The organism is Pedobacter kyungheensis, assembly GCF_000812965.1.
In the GTDB taxonomy this organism is placed as follows: domain Bacteria; phylum Bacteroidota; class Bacteroidia; order Sphingobacteriales; family Sphingobacteriaceae; genus Pedobacter; species Pedobacter kyungheensis.
The window spans coordinates 135,122-152,527 of record NZ_JSYN01000015.1 but is presented as its reverse complement, the minus strand read 5'-3'; the positions used below and the strand labels follow the sequence as shown (position 1 = coordinate 152,527).

General features: G+C 40.9%; 18 protein-coding genes. 11 read left to right on the top strand and 7 right to left on the bottom strand.

The window, feature by feature from the left end; all coding sequences use genetic code 11:
• Positions 1-105: 105 nt before the first annotated feature.
• Positions 106-1,227 carry a DUF1015 family protein gene (locus OC25_RS13475; protein WP_039476856.1) on the bottom strand — a complete coding sequence of 374 codons (1,122 nt, stop codon included), beginning with the start codon at positions 1,225-1,227 and terminating at the stop codon, positions 106-108.
• 12 nt (positions 1,228-1,239) lie between these two features.
• Positions 1,240-2,337, bottom strand: coding sequence for a 3-phosphoserine/phosphohydroxythreonine transaminase (gene serC, locus OC25_RS13470; RefSeq protein WP_039476854.1), 1,098 nt, complete (start codon positions 2,335-2,337; stop codon positions 1,240-1,242).
• Positions 2,338-2,660: 323 nt separating this feature from the next.
• Between serC and OC25_RS13465 the strand changes: the two genes are divergently transcribed.
• Positions 2,661-3,128, top strand: coding sequence for an Lrp/AsnC family transcriptional regulator (locus tag OC25_RS13465; protein WP_039476853.1), 468 nt, complete (start codon positions 2,661-2,663; stop codon positions 3,126-3,128).
• A gap of 412 nt (positions 3,129-3,540) precedes the next feature.
• Here OC25_RS13465 and OC25_RS13460 read toward each other — a convergent pair whose 3' ends face one another.
• Positions 3,541-4,584: an NAD(P)-dependent alcohol dehydrogenase gene (locus tag OC25_RS13460; RefSeq protein WP_039476851.1), complete on the bottom strand. Its 1,044-nt coding sequence runs from the start codon at positions 4,582-4,584 to the stop codon at positions 3,541-3,543.
• Between the two features lie 256 nt (positions 4,585-4,840).
• Between OC25_RS13460 and OC25_RS13455 the strand changes: the two genes are divergently transcribed.
• The 6 genes from OC25_RS13455 (at position 4,841) to OC25_RS13430 (ending at position 8,615) form a co-directional block, all read left to right on the top strand.
• A complete protein-coding gene (locus OC25_RS13455) occupies positions 4,841-5,170 on the top strand; it encodes an ArsR/SmtB family transcription factor (RefSeq protein ID WP_039476848.1) in 330 nt (109 codons plus the stop codon).
• 1 nt (position 5,171) lies between these two features.
• On the top strand, positions 5,172-5,636 hold the full coding sequence (locus OC25_RS13450; protein WP_039476846.1) for an SRPBCC domain-containing protein: 465 nt from the start codon (positions 5,172-5,174) through the stop codon (positions 5,634-5,636).
• A gap of 6 nt (positions 5,637-5,642) precedes the next feature.
• Positions 5,643-6,032 carry a DoxX family protein gene (locus OC25_RS13445; protein WP_039476844.1) on the top strand — a complete coding sequence of 130 codons (390 nt, stop codon included), beginning with the start codon at positions 5,643-5,645 and terminating at the stop codon, positions 6,030-6,032.
• A gap of 54 nt (positions 6,033-6,086) precedes the next feature.
• Positions 6,087-6,665, top strand: a complete 579-nt coding sequence (locus tag OC25_RS13440) for a YdeI/OmpD-associated family protein (protein WP_039476842.1) — start codon at positions 6,087-6,089, stop codon at positions 6,663-6,665.
• Positions 6,666-6,688: 23 nt separating this feature from the next.
• Positions 6,689-7,249 carry a DUF4256 domain-containing protein gene (locus OC25_RS13435; RefSeq protein ID WP_039476841.1) on the top strand — a complete coding sequence of 187 codons (561 nt, stop codon included), beginning with the start codon at positions 6,689-6,691 and terminating at the stop codon, positions 7,247-7,249.
• Positions 7,250-7,718: 469 nt separating this feature from the next.
• Positions 7,719-8,615, top strand: coding sequence for a DMT family transporter (locus OC25_RS13430; RefSeq protein WP_039476839.1), 897 nt, complete (start codon positions 7,719-7,721; stop codon positions 8,613-8,615).
• A 422-nt stretch (positions 8,616-9,037) separates the two neighbouring features.
• Here OC25_RS13430 and OC25_RS13425 read toward each other — a convergent pair whose 3' ends face one another.
• From OC25_RS13425 to OC25_RS13410, 4 genes are all read right to left on the bottom strand, one after another.
• Positions 9,038-10,417: a helix-turn-helix transcriptional regulator gene (locus tag OC25_RS13425; protein ID WP_039476837.1), complete on the bottom strand. Its 1,380-nt coding sequence runs from the start codon at positions 10,415-10,417 to the stop codon at positions 9,038-9,040.
• A gap of 280 nt (positions 10,418-10,697) precedes the next feature.
• Complete coding sequence (locus OC25_RS13420; protein ID WP_156131472.1) at positions 10,698-11,024, bottom strand: hypothetical protein; 327 nt, start codon at positions 11,022-11,024, stop codon at positions 10,698-10,700.
• Between the two features lie 14 nt (positions 11,025-11,038).
• Positions 11,039-12,301, bottom strand: a complete 1,263-nt coding sequence (locus OC25_RS13415; protein ID WP_245221999.1) for an MFS transporter — start codon at positions 12,299-12,301, stop codon at positions 11,039-11,041.
• Positions 12,301-13,371 carry a zinc-binding dehydrogenase gene (locus OC25_RS13410; RefSeq protein WP_039476834.1) on the bottom strand — a complete coding sequence of 357 codons (1,071 nt, stop codon included), beginning with the start codon at positions 13,369-13,371 and terminating at the stop codon, positions 12,301-12,303. Before OC25_RS13410 ends, OC25_RS13415 begins: the two co-directional genes overlap by 1 nt.
• A 238-nt stretch (positions 13,372-13,609) precedes the next feature.
• Here OC25_RS13410 and OC25_RS13405 point away from each other — a divergent pair, with 238 nt between their 5' ends.
• The 4 genes from OC25_RS13405 to OC25_RS13390 all read left to right on the top strand — a co-directional run bounded on the left by OC25_RS13405 (position 13,610) and on the right by OC25_RS13390 (position 17,387).
• Positions 13,610-14,293, top strand: a complete 684-nt coding sequence (locus OC25_RS13405; RefSeq protein WP_039476832.1) for a phosphonatase-like hydrolase — start codon at positions 13,610-13,612, stop codon at positions 14,291-14,293.
• A gap of 246 nt (positions 14,294-14,539) precedes the next feature.
• Entirely contained in the window at positions 14,540-14,878 is a 339-nt protein-coding gene (locus OC25_RS13400) for a hypothetical protein (RefSeq protein WP_209435593.1), read from the top strand.
• 144 nt (positions 14,879-15,022) lie between these two features.
• Entirely contained in the window at positions 15,023-16,027 is a 1,005-nt protein-coding gene (locus OC25_RS13395) for an ABC transporter transmembrane domain-containing protein (protein ID WP_039476827.1), read from the top strand.
• Positions 16,020-17,387: an HlyD family secretion protein gene (locus OC25_RS13390; RefSeq protein ID WP_039476825.1), complete on the top strand. Its 1,368-nt coding sequence runs from the start codon at positions 16,020-16,022 to the stop codon at positions 17,385-17,387. The genes OC25_RS13395 and OC25_RS13390 overlap by 8 nt, the downstream gene beginning before the upstream one ends.
• The last annotated feature ends 19 nt before the right edge of the window (positions 17,388-17,406 follow it).

Below are 17,406 nucleotides of genomic sequence, written 5' to 3'. Positions count from 1 at the left end.
GTACCAGGCCACTACAAAAAAGCCAACAATTAATACAGTGGCGCTTACCTGTCCTATGCTTTCTAAATCGAGATCGAACATTGTGTTTATTTCTGGTTTTAAATGTTAATTTATGCGTATTTGTTCGCCTTTTGCCGTAATGGCTACCGGACTGCTTGCCATAAAACCCTGAGGAACTTTAGGGGCAATCCAGGTAGATTTAGGGGGTAAAAACTCAGCTTTTTCTGCTGCAGCAATAAAAGCATCAGCCGTCATCGCAAAAAGTGAAAACCCTATAGCCTGGGTATCATTGTTTAATTCACTTACAAACTGCGACCATTTGCAATCCGGAAAGCAGGTTAATCTTTCATCTACCTTGGGTTGGTGTATGCCTAGCACTTCTGAAAGGATCATATCCTGCAAAACCACAGTATCGGGTTTGGCCGACAGTGCTCCCAAGGTTTTATTTAAATCGAGCTGGTACCACTCTCCCTGAAAACAAAGCCCAAGCCTGTTTTTTTGGTCGGGTTTATAAGGTTTATTATTCGGGATTTTAGAAATGTAATAATACTGACCAAGTTTTTCCATCAGCATAGGCCAGGAGATATCGGTAGCCGAAACCATCCTGTGAAAAGGCGCTATAGAAATTACATCAGCAGAAACAAAAAGCGAGCTGATTTGCTGTGGAATATTTTTTTGGAGCGAACAGGCAGCCTCCAGCCGGTGGTGTCCATCTGCCAGGTACACGGCTTCAATAGCTTTAAACTGGTGAATAAATTTTTCAATCAGCTCTGCTTCCAGTACCTGATAAAGAAAATGCCCCATTTGCGACCACTCAGTAGCCAAAGGTTTGCGCGTACGCACCACATAATCAATCAGTGCATCCAAAGCTTTATCCTTTTTGTGCACCAGTAAAATAGGCGACTTTTCAGTTGTCTTACTTCTCCTGTCTGCTTTAAGCGATTCAACTTTCGATGATACCGTTTCCTCGTGGCGCTTAATGGCTTCTGCGTTGGTTTCAGAAAGATCGATAGTGGCCCAAACACCTCGCATTAGGCCGGCATCGCCACGAACTTCATAAACGTAGATGGCTGGCTGATCGTCCAAAGCACATCCAAACAGATTAATGATATCTTCAAAAGAAAGCTGTTCATTTTTATGTCCCTTACCATTAACCTGGTCAGAAATCATCAGATCAAAAATGCCTTTCCCAGGCCTTAATGCCTTTAGAGGAGAAATTTTTATCATCTTCTTATCAATTTATTCGAGTTCAAGAACTGTTTTATCAGTGTATATTTTTTCGAAACTTACCATAGCCTCTACCAATACGGCTACACTTGATAAAGGAAGTGCATTGTAAAGTGAGGCCCTGAAACCACCAACCGTGCGGTAGCCTTTTATTCCCACAATGCCTTTTTCCGCGGCAAATTTTAAGAATGCCTGCTCTACCCCTTTATCAATAGCCTGAAAAGTAACATTCATCCGCGAACGGTGCGCAACCTCTGCAGTACCATAAAAAAGCGGATTACGGTCTATTTCGGCGTATAATAATTTTGCCTTCTCGATATTGCTGCGCTCAATGCCGCTAACCCCACCCTGGTCTTTAAGCCATAAAAGATTAAGCATAGCAACATAAATAGAAAACACAGGTGGTGTATTGTACATGCTCATGTTATCGCGAAAAATGCGGTAATCCATCATGGAAGGGATTTCCTTTTTGCCTTTTTCGAGAAATTCGTTTTTGGCAATCACCAGGGTCATGCCGGCAGGCCCCATGTTTTTTTGCGCACCTGCATAAATCAGATCAAAATCTTTTACCTCAATTTTTCTTGAGAAAATATCTGACGACATATCGCATACCAATGGCACGCCAGTGGCCGAAAAATCAAAAATCTCTGTTCCTTCTATCGTATTGTTTGAGGTTAAATGCAGGTAGGCAGATCCGGCATCCACCTTAAAGTTATCAGGGATATAGGCATAGTCTTTATCTTTCGAAGTCGCTACAACATCCACTTCACCAAATAATTTAGCTTCTTTAATCGCTTTCAGGGCAAAATAACCGGTATCCAGGTAAGCTGCCTTTTTCCCTTCACTCAAAAAATTCATCGCAACCATGGCAAATTGCGTGCTGGCCCCACCTTGTAAAAAAAGCACCGAATAGTTATCAGAAACCGAAAGTAACTCGCGCACCAGGAGCTGCGTTTTAAGCACTACTTCCTCAAATTCTGGCGAGCGGTGCGAAACCTCTAAAATAGACAAGCCCATGCCATTCCAGTTGATAACAGCCTGCGCAGCTTGTTCCATTACAGCCGATGGCAATATGCACGGACCGGCGCCGAAGTTGTGTTTTTTAAGCATAAGAGAAACAATATTTGGTGAAATAATTTATGCTATAAAGATCAGTAGTTAAGCAAATTATAAAGCAACAAGCATTTTTTTTGGTAAAAATTATTTTTTTCAAACCGTCTTACATCCTAAAAATTTGGTTTATCTAATTCTAAAAAGAGCTTAACAGAATATAATTCTTATTGGTTGGAGTAAAAAGCGCATATTATTGTAATAAATACACTAAGCAAAGCATCAAGCATCGGCAATATATTAACTTAAATATAATTATTTTACCTATTTTTAGGCTTCACAAAAGCGAACAAAAAATATACAATTATACACTAAGTATTTACATGCAGCTACCAAAAGTTGATCAGACCGATATTGAAATCCTGAACCTTTTACAACGTGATGGATTATTAACCTACAAGGAAGTTTCGGGGAAACTCAGAAAAAGCATGACGCACATTGTAGAGCGCATTAAAAAACTGAGAACAAACGGCTACATCAAATCGACTGTTGCGCTGGTAGATATTGACAAACTGAGATCGCATTTTATAGCTTTTCCCCACATCCAGCTTAATCACCACTCGGAAGATGTGATCAGGGCTTTTAAAGCCGAAATGGAAAAATACCCTGAAGTGATGGAATGTTACCATCTTACCGGTCATTTCGATTTTATGCTCAAAGTGGCTATGCCCGATATGGTTTCTTATAATAATTTTTTGAGGGATAATATTGGTACCCTGGCTTATGTAGGCAATATTCAGAGTTTTTTGGTGCTTTCGCAATCAAAGGCAGAGACAGCTTATGCGCTTTAGGCCACTGGTTTATTAGTCATTGGTTCATTGGTCACTAGTTAATCGTCATTTCGAGCGGCCCCGATAGCTATCTGGAGCAACGAAGCCGAGAAATCTGTCTAGATAGATTTCTCCATTCCGCCACCGGTGAAGAACCGGCCGGCTCCAGTCGAAATGACGGTTTTTCTATGGGGTCTATCAATGGTAGTGGAGTCGAATGGCAAAAGTAATCCGATCGTGATTGCGAGAAGGCTTTTTCAGCCGACGAAGCCTGCCTGCAGCAGACAGGCAATCTTTATAGTAAAAGATCCCCTGCATGAAAGATTGCTTCGTCGTTCCTCCTCGCAATGACGATTTGATAGTTTATCAAAGGGCAAAAAACAAAAAAACCGGAACATTAATGCTCCGGTTTTTCTTTAAGTATCAAAGCTTCCTACAGTGTAGCCATATCAATTACAAAACGGTAACGTACATCACCTTTTTCCATGCGTTCGTATGCTTTATGGATATCTTTCATATCGATCATCTCGATATCAGAAACGATATTATTTGCAGCGCAGAAATCAAGCATTTCCTGGGTTTCTTTAATCCCGCCAATTCCCGAACCGGCAAGGCTTTTTCTACCACCCAATAAACTAAATGCAGCAATTTCTGCCGGTTTCGGTGGTACACCTACACAAATATGTGTTCCGTTGGTTCTTAACAACGAAAGGTACATGTTAAAATCGTGCTCTGCCGAAACGGTATCCAGAATAAAATCAAAAGTACCTGTTGCAGCTTTAACTTGTTCCGGATCTGTAGTTACCACAAAATGATGTGCACCTAATTTTTTAGCATCTGCTTCTTTTTTAGGCGAAGTACTCAACACCGTTACTTCAGCACCAAAGGCGACACCAAATTTAACGGCCATGTGCCCCAATCCGCCTAAGCCTAAAACCGCCAGTTTATGTCCTTTACCCACTTTCCAATGGCGCAAAGGCGAATAAGTAGTAATACCTGCACACAACAAAGGTGCAACTGCAGCCAGGTTTAAGTTATCGGCAATTTTAAGCACAAACTCCTCTCTAACCACAATACTATCTGAGTAACCACCATAAGTAGGCGTTTTACCATCGCGTTCCAAACCGTTATAAGTTTGGGTGTTACCTTCAAGACAATACTGTTCCAAATCCTGTTTACAGTTTTCGCAAACCATGCAGGCATCTACCATACATCCGGTTCCGGCTAAATCGCCAACCTTGAAGTTTTTAACATGGTCGCCAACTTTAACCACGCGCCCCACAATTTCGTGCCCCGGGACCATTGGAAAGATACCCGGAAACCAGTCGTTTTTAATCTGGTGCAAATCGGAGTGGCAAACACCACAAAAAAGTATTTCGAACTGCACATCATGTGGCCCAACTTCCCTGCGTTCGAAGTGCCATGGTGCAAGATCTGTTGTTGGGCTTTGCGCCGCATATCCTTTTGTTGCTATCATAAGTTTAAATTTTAAAGTATTATCCTTCTACAAATTTAAGGCAGACTTGTTTCTTAAAATTACGCAATTCAAATAATTGATTATAAAATTCAAACAATTATCTGTCATTAAAGATATTGTTGCGCAATACACCACTATTATTAACAACCAAAAAATCCTTATTTAACGACAGCAAACGCACATTACTAAAAATAAATGAACAAAAATTTGCGTAGTTAAATAGCTACATATATATTTGTAGTTAAATAGCTACATAATGAATTTACGAAGAGATGTTTTCCAGGCCATAGCAGAACCAACCCGCAGGGCAATACTCTTGCTGGTGGCTTCACAGGCTATGACAGCCGGCGCCATTGCAGCAAATTTCGATACTGCACGCCCAACGGTTTCTAAACACCTGCAAATCCTCACCGAATGCGAACTGCTGGAGCAAAAGCAAAACGGCAGAGAAATTTTCTATTACATTAATGCAAAAAAAATGAAAGAAGTAGCCGATTTTATTGAACCTTTCCGCCAGATGTGGGACGAGCGCTTTAACAAACTCGAATCAGTAATGAAAGCTTATCAAGCCAAAAAGAAAGACTAACATGGAACAAAAAACAAAGATTGATGCCCAAAACGGCAAACAGGAAATACACATTACCAGAACATTTGACCTTCCGGTTGAACTCCTTTTTAAAGCCTACGTAGAACCCGAAATTGTAGAACAGTGGATGGGTACCAAAGTGCTGAAACTCGAATGCAGGAAACACGGCGGTTATCAGTTCGAAACTACCGATCCCCGTGGTAACAAACATGGCTTTAACGGGGTAATTCACGAATTTACACCCGACCAACACATTACCCGCACATTCGAAATGGAAAACACCCCATTTGGTGTACAACTGGAGTATTTACAATTTGAAAAACTTAGCGATGATACCAGCAAACTCACCATGCACGTAATCTACCCTTCAGTTGAGGTACGCGATCAGATCCTGGCCATGCCTTTTGCTCAGGGTATTAACATGGCACATAACAGATTACAACAAATCGTTAATCAATTAAAATAACCAACCATGACAAAAAGAAACAAAATTATCTATTGGATTGCCACGGTTTGGCTGGTATTGGGCATGACTTCGACCGGAATAGTGCAATTGATGAAAATGAAAGAAGAAACCGTTATGATGGCACATTTGGGCTATCCGCTTTATTTTCTAACCTTACTGGGTATCTGGAAAATTTTAGGTGTAATTGCTATCCTGATCCCCAAATTCCCATTGCTAAAAGAATGGGCTTATGCAGGCTTTTTCTTTGCCATGTCGGGCGCTGTTTTCTCTCACCTGGCAGTGGGCGATGCAGCTAAAGATCTTTTTGGCCCGGTATTACTCATTGTACTTACAGCGGTATCGTGGTATTTCAGACCTGCCGGCAGAAAAATTATTATTGCTAATTTTAATCCATAAACAGGCCATTTTACCCAAGAGTCTAATTTTTAACAGAACTTAAAATTGTACAGCATGAACCCTAAAGTTGATTTTTACTTTAACAAAGCCGGAAACTGGCAAACAGCAACAGAACAACTGAGAACAATTGCCCTGGACTGTGGTCTTACTGAAGAATTAAAATGGGGCTGTCCATGCTATAGCTACAAGCAAGGCAATGTTGTTTTAATCCATGTATTTAAAGAATATTGCGCTTTTTTGTTTTCTAAAGGAGCTTTATTGAGCGATCCGGAAGGCATTTTGATTCAGCAAACCGAACATGTACAATCGGCACGTCAAATCCGCTTTACCAATGCACTTGATATTGTAGAAATGACGGCTACCCTGAAAAGCTACATTTACCAGGCCATCGAAGTTGAAAAGGCAGGCCTGAAAGTAGAATTAAAAAAAACCGAGGATTTTACAGTTCCTGCAGAGTTTCAACATAAATTAGATAGCATTCCGGAATTAAAAGCCGCTTTTGAAGCCTTAACACCAGGCCGGCAACGGGGTTATCTTTTCTACTTTTCGCAAGCTAAGCAGGCCAAAACCCGCGAAGCCAGGGTAGAAAAATACATGCCGCAAATTATGAACGGAAAAGGACTAGACGACTAAACATTTATCAATTATCTGCCAATATGAAAAAACAAGCCTTACTGCCCGAACAGAAAGAAGCACTGCTAAGCATTTTACAAACCCGTTTTGAAAAGAACACGAACCGTCATAAATCCATTAAATGGGAGCAAGTAAAAGCAAAACTTGAAGCTAACGATGCCAAATTATGGATATTGGATGATATGGAGCAAACCGGTGGCGAACCGGATGTGGTTGGCTACGATGAAAAAACAGGTGAATATATTTTTTACGATTGTGCAGCCGAGAGCCCGAAAGGCCGCCGCAGCATTTGCTACGATCGCGAAGCGCTGGAATCCCGAAAGGAGCATAAGCCAGCTGATAGCGCCCTAAATATGGCCGCAGCCATGGGGATTACACTTTTAACCGAAACCGAATACCGGGCTTTGCAGCAACTGGGGAAATTTGACACTAAAACCTCGAGTTGGGTGCAAACTCCTGCCGAGATCAGAAAACTAGGTGGTGCGCTTTTCTGCGATTGCCGCTACAATACGGTTTTTGTATACCACAATGGTGCTGAATCTTATTATGCCGCCCGTGGTTTCCGTGGTTCGTTAAGGGTTTAAAAGCAAATAACTACTACCTTACTTAAATGATTATCATCCTGTCGAAGGACGCTAGTTAACCATTTTAAAGCGTTATCGACAGGCTACTTTTTTTCAAATTGCATCTATTGTTAACATCATCTGCAGATTCCCCTTCACTCCCCTTTTCGCATTTTAATTTTGATACGAAACCTGAATTGATTACTTTCGCTTGCAGCAAGCCGTTAAACCGGCAAATAATGCTAAACATGATGAATAGAAAAGTAATTTCGCCTCCAGCGCCTTAGTTAAAAATTTATTGCCACGATGTGCTTTGCCCAAGCAAAGGCATCAATCTCTGCAATAACCTTATTTTCAATCAATTTTACCGGATATGGAATAATATCGGGCTGAAAAGCTACGGTTAACATCCAGCTTACAAAAGTTCTTAAAGGAGCTTTAACACATTATCAATTACTACCTGCGCTGGGTAGATTACTTTCTTAACAAAATGAAAAAAGCATATATACAACTTCACCTGGCATTGGTACTTGCAGGTTTTACAGGCATATTTGGCCGCTTAATTACATTAAACGAGGGCTTAATTAGCTGGTACCGGACATTTATTTCAGCAGTATTTATCCTCATTATTTTAACACTAACCGGCAAGTTCCAAAAAATAACTTTATCCGAAAAAATTAAGATGGGCGCTGCCGGAGCGATCCTGGGCTTTCACTGGTTGTTCTTTTATGGCAGTATCAAATACTCAAATATATCAGTTGGTGTAGTTTGTTTTGCGCTCACCAGTTTTTTCAATGCCCTGTTCGAACCTGCCATTAACAAAAAGAAGCTATCTATCCAGGAACTGCTGTTAAGCGGCCTTACCCTTTGTGGCATTGCCTTAATATTTGGGATGGATATCAGCTTTAGAACAGGTATTATACTGGGCATTATATCATCGATATTTTCGGCATTGTATACGGTTTATAACGAACGATTGGCCGGCAATTACCGTGGCGAAACCATTATCCTTTATCAAATGATAGGTGGCGTTATTGCCCTCACGCTGATTATGCCGTTATTTTTATATTTTACCCCTACCACATCGCTACTACCTTCGCTACACGATTTTGGCTGGCTTTTGGTTTTGGCAATCCTGTGTACAGTGGTGATGTATCTGCTCATCATCAATGCCTTAAAGCACATTTCATCGTTTACAGTAAGCCTCACCTTTAACCTCGAACCGCTTTATACTATCTTATTGGCTATTGTTATTTATAAAGAAAACAAGGTACTCTCAACCAGTTTTTACATCGGTTTGTTTTTGATCCTTACCTCGCTCGGCCTGCAAATGTGCAGGGTTTGGTATATGCATAAAAACAAGCAATTAACAACTGTAAGCCATTGAGTTAAATAAATAAGTATTAACGAGGTTGTCACGTTGAGCCTGTCGAAACGCTTTAGAAAGCTCCTTCGACAGGTTCAGGATGACAAACTATTGTTAGAAATAGCCTCGTTATTTATTATTCAACACTTCTTTTTGGAGTAATTCAATATCTGCCAGGTTATGTGCCGCAGAGATGAGATGAATATAATGATCTACCTCATCATTGATAATTCGCTTTTCACCCATTCAGATTATTTCTTTTTTGCGAAATACTTTTCTCTCTCAGCATCAAGTTGCTTTAATTTTGCTTCCTTATCTGATTGCAGTTTTCTCACAAAGTCTAAAACCTTGTTCGACGGGTTATCGATATGTAATGTCTTAAGTGTCATTATACTACAAATATAATAATTATAAATTAAATCAGAAAAAGATGATATTAGCACTTAAATCTGGCTCATCCAGACATTGATATCTGCGGTTGATGGAATATCCAGCTTTTTCCTGATCCGGTATTTACGGCTTTCTACCGACCTTACCGAAGTTTTGGTGTAGCGGGCAATTTCTTTGGTTTCGAAATTCAGTCTGAGTAATACACAAAATTCAATTTCTGCAGCAACCAATGTTGGTGCCCTTTCAAGCAATTTTTTACCGAAATCGGCATCAAACTCATTAAACTTAACCAAAAAGCCAGGGTTGTTTTCTACTGCGAGCTGTACAATCTCTTTTAACTCCTCCATTTTTACCGGCGAACGGTCTTGCTCATTTAACTCGATTTTTTTAACCAGTTCGTCAATTTTTTGCTTTGCTTTATTTACTTCTTCTTCATTTTCTGCGCGCAACAACAGTTCGGCTTTATTTAACTTAACAATGAAAACAATCAACAGTATCGCAAATGCCACAATAATAACAAGTGCTGTCAAATAAAACTTGTTAAACAGCGCAGTCGTTTCCTGGTAATTTTTAAGGGCAAGTACTTTGAATTCATCAATCATCCGGTAATTGATGTCTTTCATATTGTTGATAATATTTTCCAGCTCATTGCTGATATGACTATTTAATACAATCAGCTCATGCTGCATACCCAACAGTTTTTCATTTTCACGCTGCAAAAGCTTAAGCTTATTCAAGTAAACTTTACGGTCGTTGCTGGTCGTTTCTTTTTCCTTACTTACTGTGGCTGTCTGCGTACTTTCTTTCTTGGTGATTTCGACAGTTGATACTTCATTTTTATTATTTATGGCATCTTTTAACCGTTTAAAGAAACCTTTTTTAGCCACAGGTTTGGCTTTAAGCACGGTATCCATCTTTACTTTTACATTCCGGTCAAAGTTGTGTTCTGTTACTGTTGTGCCCTGCCCCACTTGGGTGGCGGCCCTGTTATAATCGGCGTAAAGCGTTAAGAGCGAATCGAAACTGTGTTTAAGCGAATAAAGCTGATTGGACAAGGCCGATTTCTTGTTATACCAGAATTTAACCTTTTTGATTTGCAATGCTGTAAGTTGCGACGTATCGGCCTGCGCCTTCAGCAAAGTATCAATCATCAGGAATACTTTTGATATTTTAGTATTATAAGCGGTATACTTTTTACTGCCTGAATTGAGCATCGATTCCTGAAAATCGCCTTCGGCATGGTGAATGAGCAACAAAATCTGCTCTGGTTCAGACTGGCCATGTTCAATATTGGTGGCCAGCTTAGAAACATTCCCCAGTTTACCTGTTATGCTGTTAAGCACAAAGAAAGCAGCCCCGGCAGAAATAATGGTGAGGATCAAAAACAGGAGTAATATTTTCTTTGAGATCGTCCAGGTATAGGTAAAATTCATGGAAGGAAAGGATAGTTAATTCGGAATAAACGTTTTGTATCGCAGATGCGAACCACAAAGAGAGCATTTTTCTAAAAATTAGTACCTACGCATTTCTACTCATCCAGTTTTAAACAGTTTGGATTTAAATTAATTTACTGGTTATGAGCAACAATACACTTTCACTCAAATATGTTTTTTTTTTGTGGCTGATATGAAGCTAGGCAATTTAAATTAAATAAAAAAGAGCCTGAAAAATAAATTTCAGACTCTTTTAATACAATGAAAAATATTCAATTTTTTACAAATGGCTTTTCCTGATACTTTCTCTAAGCAGAATAAACTCAAAACTATCTTCCGGAACTTCGCGCCGCAATCTTTTTAGTTTTTCGGGAACAAACCTTAACCTTATTTTATTGTAAATATCCTGACAAATGCCCACATGCACCGCTATTTCGGTAAGCATACGTTCATACCGCAGGTAGGCTTCTTTCAGATCTTGCCTAAATACCCTGACCTGATTGCACTCTTCTTCACTGGCCCCTAATGCGCGGTCGAGCTCTTCCAACTGATCGAGCAAACCCAATAAATTTGAAACTGTACGTTTATTTATTCCTTTTAAACTCATAATGATCTTTACGATTACACCGCTTCCATTACTCCAGGTAATTTATGGACAACGGTTTTACTTGTTCGCGAAACAAAGAATGTAATGGTTGCCGACAGCAGACAAGCCAATGCAGTTACAATAAAAATGTTATTGCTATCGCCTGTAATGTCTATTACATATCCCAAAAAAGGTTCGCCTACCGCAGCAAAAAGATAGCCGCACATATTCATAATTCCAACGCCCGTACCGGTTAGCTTGCTGCCCAACATATCAGGACTTAAAGGCCAGAAACAAGCCTGAGGTCCATAAACAAAGAAACCGGTTAACAGCATCAAAATCCCGCTTAGTACAAGCTGCTGAGCAGGAACAAAGAAAATAAGCAGCGATAAAACGGCACTTGCCGACATGCCCACTACGATGGCTTTTAAACGGTTTCCTTTAAAAAAAGTATCAGAAAGAATTCCAAAACAGAGTGCACCAATTCCCATACCAATGGGAAGCAGGAACGTTACCCAAATGTTTCCGGGATTATCTTTCCAGTTTTTACCCAGAAAATGTACGGGCACCCAGAAAATTAATCCATAACGGGCCATGCTCTCAAAACCAAAGGCTAGTGAGGTAAAAAGAAATTTACGGTTTTTAAACGCTTCTTTGTAGCGATCGAGCCAATCAACCTCTGGTTCAGTATTTAGCGCTTTAACTTCATTAGCTTCTGCTTCAGGTTTATCTTTAGCAATAATGAGGAAAATAGTTGCCGATACCAGCAATAAAAGTACAGGTAACCTGAAAAGCATACGCCATTCAATTCCCCGCTGTAATAGAATGATTGAGATTAAATAGGTCACTGCCGACGAAAGTCCTGCAGCCATGGTATAAAAACCAAAAGCCTTACCGCGTTCATGCTCATCCCACCAGTTATTAATCAGTTTTGCACCTGGCGCCCAGGCCATCGATTGAAAAAAACCGTTAAGCCCCCATAATATCATAATTACCGTTGCACTGTTCGAAAAACTAATAGCCACATTGGTTATGATGGAAAGATAAGCACCAGATACCACCATGAGTTTTGGGCTTAACCTATCGGCCAGATTACCATTAATGAACTGCCCGATTGCATAACCGATAAGCATACAAAAACTAATCCAGCCAATGGTGCTGTAAGGAATATTCAGCGAAGCTACCATTCCCTTTACGGCCCAGCCAAAGTTATGCCGGCCGGTATAAAAGAAGAGGTAACACAGCATGGTTACCAATAACATCTTCCATTTTTGGCTAATTGCCTTTTCTTTATTCATTACAGATCATGAGCTATATTAACACCAACACGCACGGGCTTATCGGCCACGGCAAAATTAAAGGCACTTTCGGCATCTTCCAATGCAAACTCAGCCGAAACCAGTTCTTCGAAAGGAAACTTTAAATAATTTGTTTCTATAAATTTTACGGCCTGCAAAAAATCATCATAGTTATAATTGTGAAGCCCCTTAATGGTATTCAGTTTCCTTACCACCTGTTCGGCATTAACAGCCACACTACGGGTTTTAAATACCGCACCTACCCAAACCGCTATGCCACCCACAGTTAATGCCTCCAGCCCCATCTCCATCGCATCAGGCGAGCCACTCATATCAAAAGCTACATCAATGTTAGTCGGCAAAACCGGATTTTGATTCAGCAAATGCTGTACATTGGCACCAAATGACTCAGCCAGTTTTAGCCGGTCGCTGTTTAAATCCGCTACATGAATTTCGGTTGCTCCATCTGCGCTACACATTGCGGCACAAACCAGGCCCAATAAACCCACGCCAGAAATTAAAACTTTTTTACCCTGCAAACTTCCTGACAGGCGCACAGCACCTGCAACAGTAGCCACGGCGCAATTAATAGTAGCCGCAACCTTGAGTGGAATTTTTTTACTGAGCTTTAAAACAGTTGTACCCGGTTTTAACACACAATGGGTAGAAAGGCCTCCATGCAAGGCATCAGTAGCCGTAACCTGCGCATGACCATATTTAAAAAGGCCTTCAGCTTTCTGCGGCATTCCGGCCTTTGCTTTTACCGAATCTGCATCAGAAGCAAAAATACTCCAGGTAACCCTGTCGCCAATTTCAAGTACTGTACCTGCATAATCTTTCCTGGTGTGACCGGGATGAAAACCTGCAATCTCGCCAACAATTTCATGTCCTAAAACAGTTGGCACAGTCTCCTGCCTTAAGCCACAATAGGTATGCAAATCGCTCCCGCAAATGGTGGTATACAGGTTTTTAACAAGTATTTCTCCCGGATTTAAATCAGGGATATCAGTTTTTATTTCTTCGAGGGCTTTACCAGCTCCATTGAAGACAATAAGTGTTGCTTTATCCATAAACAATTTATTCTTAGCGCTATTTTATTTACACTAATTTAGCACTACCTGCCTTTTTAAGGCCAACGCTACAAAAGTGAACATCTAATGTTTAACAAAGGTAAACAAATGTTAATTTAAATGTTAACTTTTACTAAACATTTGTTTAGCATTACTAACATGATTATATTTGCTGCCGAAATACTTTTAGCAAGTTGAATTTACAATCTTATTTAATTAACTCTATTTAACAATAGCGATGCACCCTGAAATTAAAATGGTCGTGTTTGATATGGCCGGCACCACAGTAAATGAAGATAACCTGGTTTATAAAACCCTGATGAATGCCATTAACGCGGCAGGTTTTGCTTACAATCTTGACCAGGTTTTAGCGGTAGCTGCCGGAAAAGAAAAGAAAGCGGCCATCAGATCGGTACTTAAAACATACGGAGCAGACTTTAACGAAACACTGGTAGACAATATTTACGAAAAATTTATTAAACAGTTAAAACTGGCTTATGAGGTTGAACCTATTTTGCCACAACCAGGTGCTACCGATCTTTTCGAAAAACTTAAAGCAAAAAACATCCGCACAGTATTGAATACGGGTTACGACCGCCCTACTGCCGAAGCCATACTTAACCGGCTTGGATGGACACCTGGTAAAGATTTTGACGCCCTGATTACCGCCTCAGAAGTTAGCCAGAACAGGCCCGAACCGGATATGATCTTACTTGCCATGAAACAATATGAAATTGCCGATGGCAGCGCAGTGATGAAAGTTGGCGATTCGAGCGTCGACATTGAAGAAGGCCAGAATGCCGGTTGCAGCCTGAGCATTGGTATCACAACAGGTGCACATACCCGCGAGCAATTGCAAAACGCCAAACCAAATGCGGTAATCGATCATTTGATGCAGATACTGGATATTATTCCAAATTAAACTTACACCAATTAACGTCCTCTGTTAGCGTTTGTTGGCATGCAGCTCATTTATTGCTGAATGCTAACAGACGCTTTCCTTTTTACACCACATTAAGCATACCTATTTTAAAAAAATCTGTTTTTCGGCATTTTCTAATCCCGTTCTAATGCTAGTATAACATTTGTGTCAGGCTTTTAAAAAAGTACCTGATTTTAGCTTCCAGATGCCTCATGAAGGTTTTTCTGACCCTATATTTGTATCCAGATGATGAGGTTATTAAGAAAAAACTTATTGAAAAAGATTTTTGGCATGCTGGTATTGGTCCTGTTTGCTACTAAATTTTTTACCAGTGCAATAACCATCTTGTTGTCTCCGGGTTGCGTTTATGCCATTGAAAAAAGCAGCGAAGAAAATAAGGCCAAGGAAGAAGAATCTTTCGAAAAGCTAAAGAAGAAACTCATGCTTTACGAATCTTCTGCTCCGGCTTGTTTAAACCCAATTCCAACCAACTGCCAGAACCTTAACCAATACCTTTATGGCTTGCGTCCATGCAATTCGCCGGCTAAAAATGTACCCACGCCGCCTCCGGATCTGGCTGCTTAATTTTAGATAAACACCATCTAATACACTAATGTCTTTAAGCCAGTCTGAAGATTAGTTATTGCCTTTAAAAATCACATTCAAATTTACCCCAGGCCCATAATGTTGCCCTGCAACCTGTTTTGTGCCTGATTTTAAAATAAAAAAATGAAAAATCATCATGTTGCCGGTGCGCCTTCGCCCTGGCAAAGATTGGTACGTATGCTCCATTTAGAGCGTAAAACCATCAATTATATTTATATTTATGCCATACTTATTGGCTTAATCGGCCTTTCTCTGCCCCTGGGTACCAGTGCCGTTTTCAACCTGTTATCCAACGGGGCAATGTACAGCTCAACCTACATTCTTATCGCCGTAATTTTGGTCGGCATTGTTGTGGGTGGCCTGTTGCTGATTGGCCAGCTTACCCTGGTTGAGTTTCTGGAGCAAAAGATTTTTACCAAAGCAGCGCTGGAGTTCGCATTTCGCCTGCCCAGAATTAAAAAGAAAGCGCTCGAAGGCGAAAACCCTACTGAGCTTGTCAACCGCTTCTTCGATATCCTTACCATTCAGAAAGGCCTGACCAAACTTTTGGTTGATATTATTGCCGCAGCGGTACTGATCTTCTTCAGTGTAATTCTCCTTTCATTTTATCATCCGGTTTTTATGGCTTTCGGCACTTTTGTGCTGATTGTAATCGCCTTAATCCTGATGTTGTATTATCGTCAGGCTGTGCGAACCAGTATTGAAGAATCGGGCTATAAATACGAAGTGGTCGGCTATCTGGAAGATATTGCTTCTGATCTGGATACCTATAGAAACAGTTCCGCAAAGCGTAAGGAAATTATCGAGCGTACGGATAAAATTACGGCCAACTATATCCAGGCCCGTAATGATCATTTCGGTATACTTAAAAAGTTTTTTATTAGTGCAGTGGCCATGCGTACCATGCTGATGGGTGCCCTGCTGCTTTTAGGCTCTTATTTCGTCGTAGAAAGACAAATGACTTTTGGCCAGTTTGTAGCTGCCGAGGTAATTATTGTACAGATTAGTTATGCCATCGAAAAACTGATGACCAATTTAAATACGGTGTTCGATATGATAACCGGTAGCGAGAAACTTGCCGTAGTAACCGACCTGGAGTTGGAGGAAGGAGATTTTAACCATGGGTAAGCTCAATAGCAATAATCTGACTGAATTACAAAACTGGGAAACACTTTCGGTACATGCCAACAGCAAAATTATCGATGCACGGGGAACCAAGCGATTGGGTAGAATCCTCCTGTTTATTATGGCTTTTTTTGTACTGTTGCTTTTTCTCCCCTACCGCCAAACCATTCCGGGTCGTGGTAGGGTTACCGCACTTCGACCTGAAGACCGGCCACAAACCGTGCAAAACCAGATTGGTGGCCGTATAGAGCATTGGGCCGTACGCGAAGGGCAGGAAGTAAAAAAGGGCGATACTATTCTGGTAATTTCAGAAACCAGTCAATCTTATTTCGACCCTGAATTACCCACAAGACTGAACGAACAGTTGGATGCCAAGCGCGGTAGCGAAACTGCTGCAGTACAAAAGATTGATGCCACCAAAGCCCAGATGAAGGCCTTGAGTGACGGCTTACGCTTTCAGATGAAAGCCGCCGAAAATAAGGTGCTACAGGCTAAAAACTATGTAAGCATTGATAGCGCGGAGCTGCTGGCGGTTCAAAAGTTTTATGAGACAACCAGGGTGCGTTTAGAACGATACGAAACCGGTTATAAAAATGGTCTATTCTCTTTAACAGATATTGAAACCCGCAGGCTTAAATTGCAGGAAGACAATGCCAAGGTAATTAGCCAACGCAATAAGCTAAACAATTCGGCACAGAGCTTATTAAATGCTTCAATTGAGCTCGATAATATCAGGGCGAAGTACCAGGAATCGATGTCGAAAGCACAATCAGATATGAGTTCGGCCATATCGAGTAAAGCCAGTGCGCAGGGCGATATCGCCAAATTGCGCAACGATATTTCGAATGTAAGTATCAGGCGCGGCCTGTATGTGGTGCGTGCGCCACAAAGCGGATTTATTGTTAAAACTTTAAAGGCCGGTATTGGCGAAAACATTAAGGAGGGTGAGTCGGTAGCTACTTTGCAGCCAAAATCGCCTATGGTAGCTGCAGAATTGTATGTAAGTGCTATGGATGTGCCCCTAATATTGGATACCAGCGATGTACGCCTGCAGTTTGAAGGCTGGCCATCGGTACAGTTCTCTGGTTGGCCATCAGTAGCAGTGGGTACCTTTGCAGGCAAGGTTTTTTCTATCGATCGCATGAGCAGCACAGGCGGGAAATACCGTTTACTGGTGAGTCAAACCAATCCGGTTCCATCAAAAGACGAACCATGGCCAGCACAGTTGAGGCAGGGTTCGGGGGTTTATGGCCGCATCATTTTACGCTCTGTTCCCCTTTGGTATGAAATATGGCGTCAGCTTAATGGTTTTCCGCCTAGTTTGGAGAAAGAGCCTGCAGGCCTTGCTAAGGATAAGAAATAGATTGGGAGGAAGATTATGA

Bases quoted from the DNA above. Each gene is read 5' to 3' on its own strand.
- OC25_RS13475 (WP_039476856.1), bottom strand. From the start codon at position 1,227: ATGATAAAAATTTCTCCTCTAAAGGCATTAAGGCCTGGGAAAGGCATT.
- serC (WP_039476854.1), bottom strand. From the start codon at position 2,337: ATGCTTAAAAAACACAACTTCGGCGCCGGTCCGTGCATATTGCCATCG.
- OC25_RS13465 (WP_039476853.1), top strand. From the start codon at position 2,661: ATGCAGCTACCAAAAGTTGATCAGACCGATATTGAAATCCTGAACCTT.
- OC25_RS13460 (WP_039476851.1), bottom strand. From the start codon at position 4,584: ATGATAGCAACAAAAGGATATGCGGCGCAAAGCCCAACAACAGATCTT.
- OC25_RS13455 (WP_039476848.1), top strand. From the start codon at position 4,841: ATGAATTTACGAAGAGATGTTTTCCAGGCCATAGCAGAACCAACCCGC.
- OC25_RS13450 (WP_039476846.1), top strand. From the start codon at position 5,172: ATGGAACAAAAAACAAAGATTGATGCCCAAAACGGCAAACAGGAAATA.
- OC25_RS13445 (WP_039476844.1), top strand. From the start codon at position 5,643: ATGACAAAAAGAAACAAAATTATCTATTGGATTGCCACGGTTTGGCTG.
- OC25_RS13440 (WP_039476842.1), top strand. From the start codon at position 6,087: ATGAACCCTAAAGTTGATTTTTACTTTAACAAAGCCGGAAACTGGCAA.
- OC25_RS13435 (WP_039476841.1), top strand. From the start codon at position 6,689: ATGAAAAAACAAGCCTTACTGCCCGAACAGAAAGAAGCACTGCTAAGC.
- OC25_RS13430 (WP_039476839.1), top strand. From the start codon at position 7,719: ATGAAAAAAGCATATATACAACTTCACCTGGCATTGGTACTTGCAGGT.
- OC25_RS13425 (WP_039476837.1), bottom strand. From the start codon at position 10,417: ATGAATTTTACCTATACCTGGACGATCTCAAAGAAAATATTACTCCTG.
- OC25_RS13420 (WP_156131472.1), bottom strand. From the start codon at position 11,024: ATGAGTTTAAAAGGAATAAATAAACGTACAGTTTCAAATTTATTGGGT.
- OC25_RS13415 (WP_245221999.1), bottom strand. From the start codon at position 12,301: ATGAATAAAGAAAAGGCAATTAGCCAAAAATGGAAGATGTTATTGGTA.
- OC25_RS13410 (WP_039476834.1), bottom strand. From the start codon at position 13,371: ATGGATAAAGCAACACTTATTGTCTTCAATGGAGCTGGTAAAGCCCTC.
- OC25_RS13405 (WP_039476832.1), top strand. From the start codon at position 13,610: ATGCACCCTGAAATTAAAATGGTCGTGTTTGATATGGCCGGCACCACA.
- OC25_RS13400 (WP_209435593.1), top strand. From the start codon at position 14,540: ATGATGAGGTTATTAAGAAAAAACTTATTGAAAAAGATTTTTGGCATG.
- OC25_RS13395 (WP_039476827.1), top strand. From the start codon at position 15,023: ATGAAAAATCATCATGTTGCCGGTGCGCCTTCGCCCTGGCAAAGATTG.
- OC25_RS13390 (WP_039476825.1), top strand. From the start codon at position 16,020: ATGGGTAAGCTCAATAGCAATAATCTGACTGAATTACAAAACTGGGAA.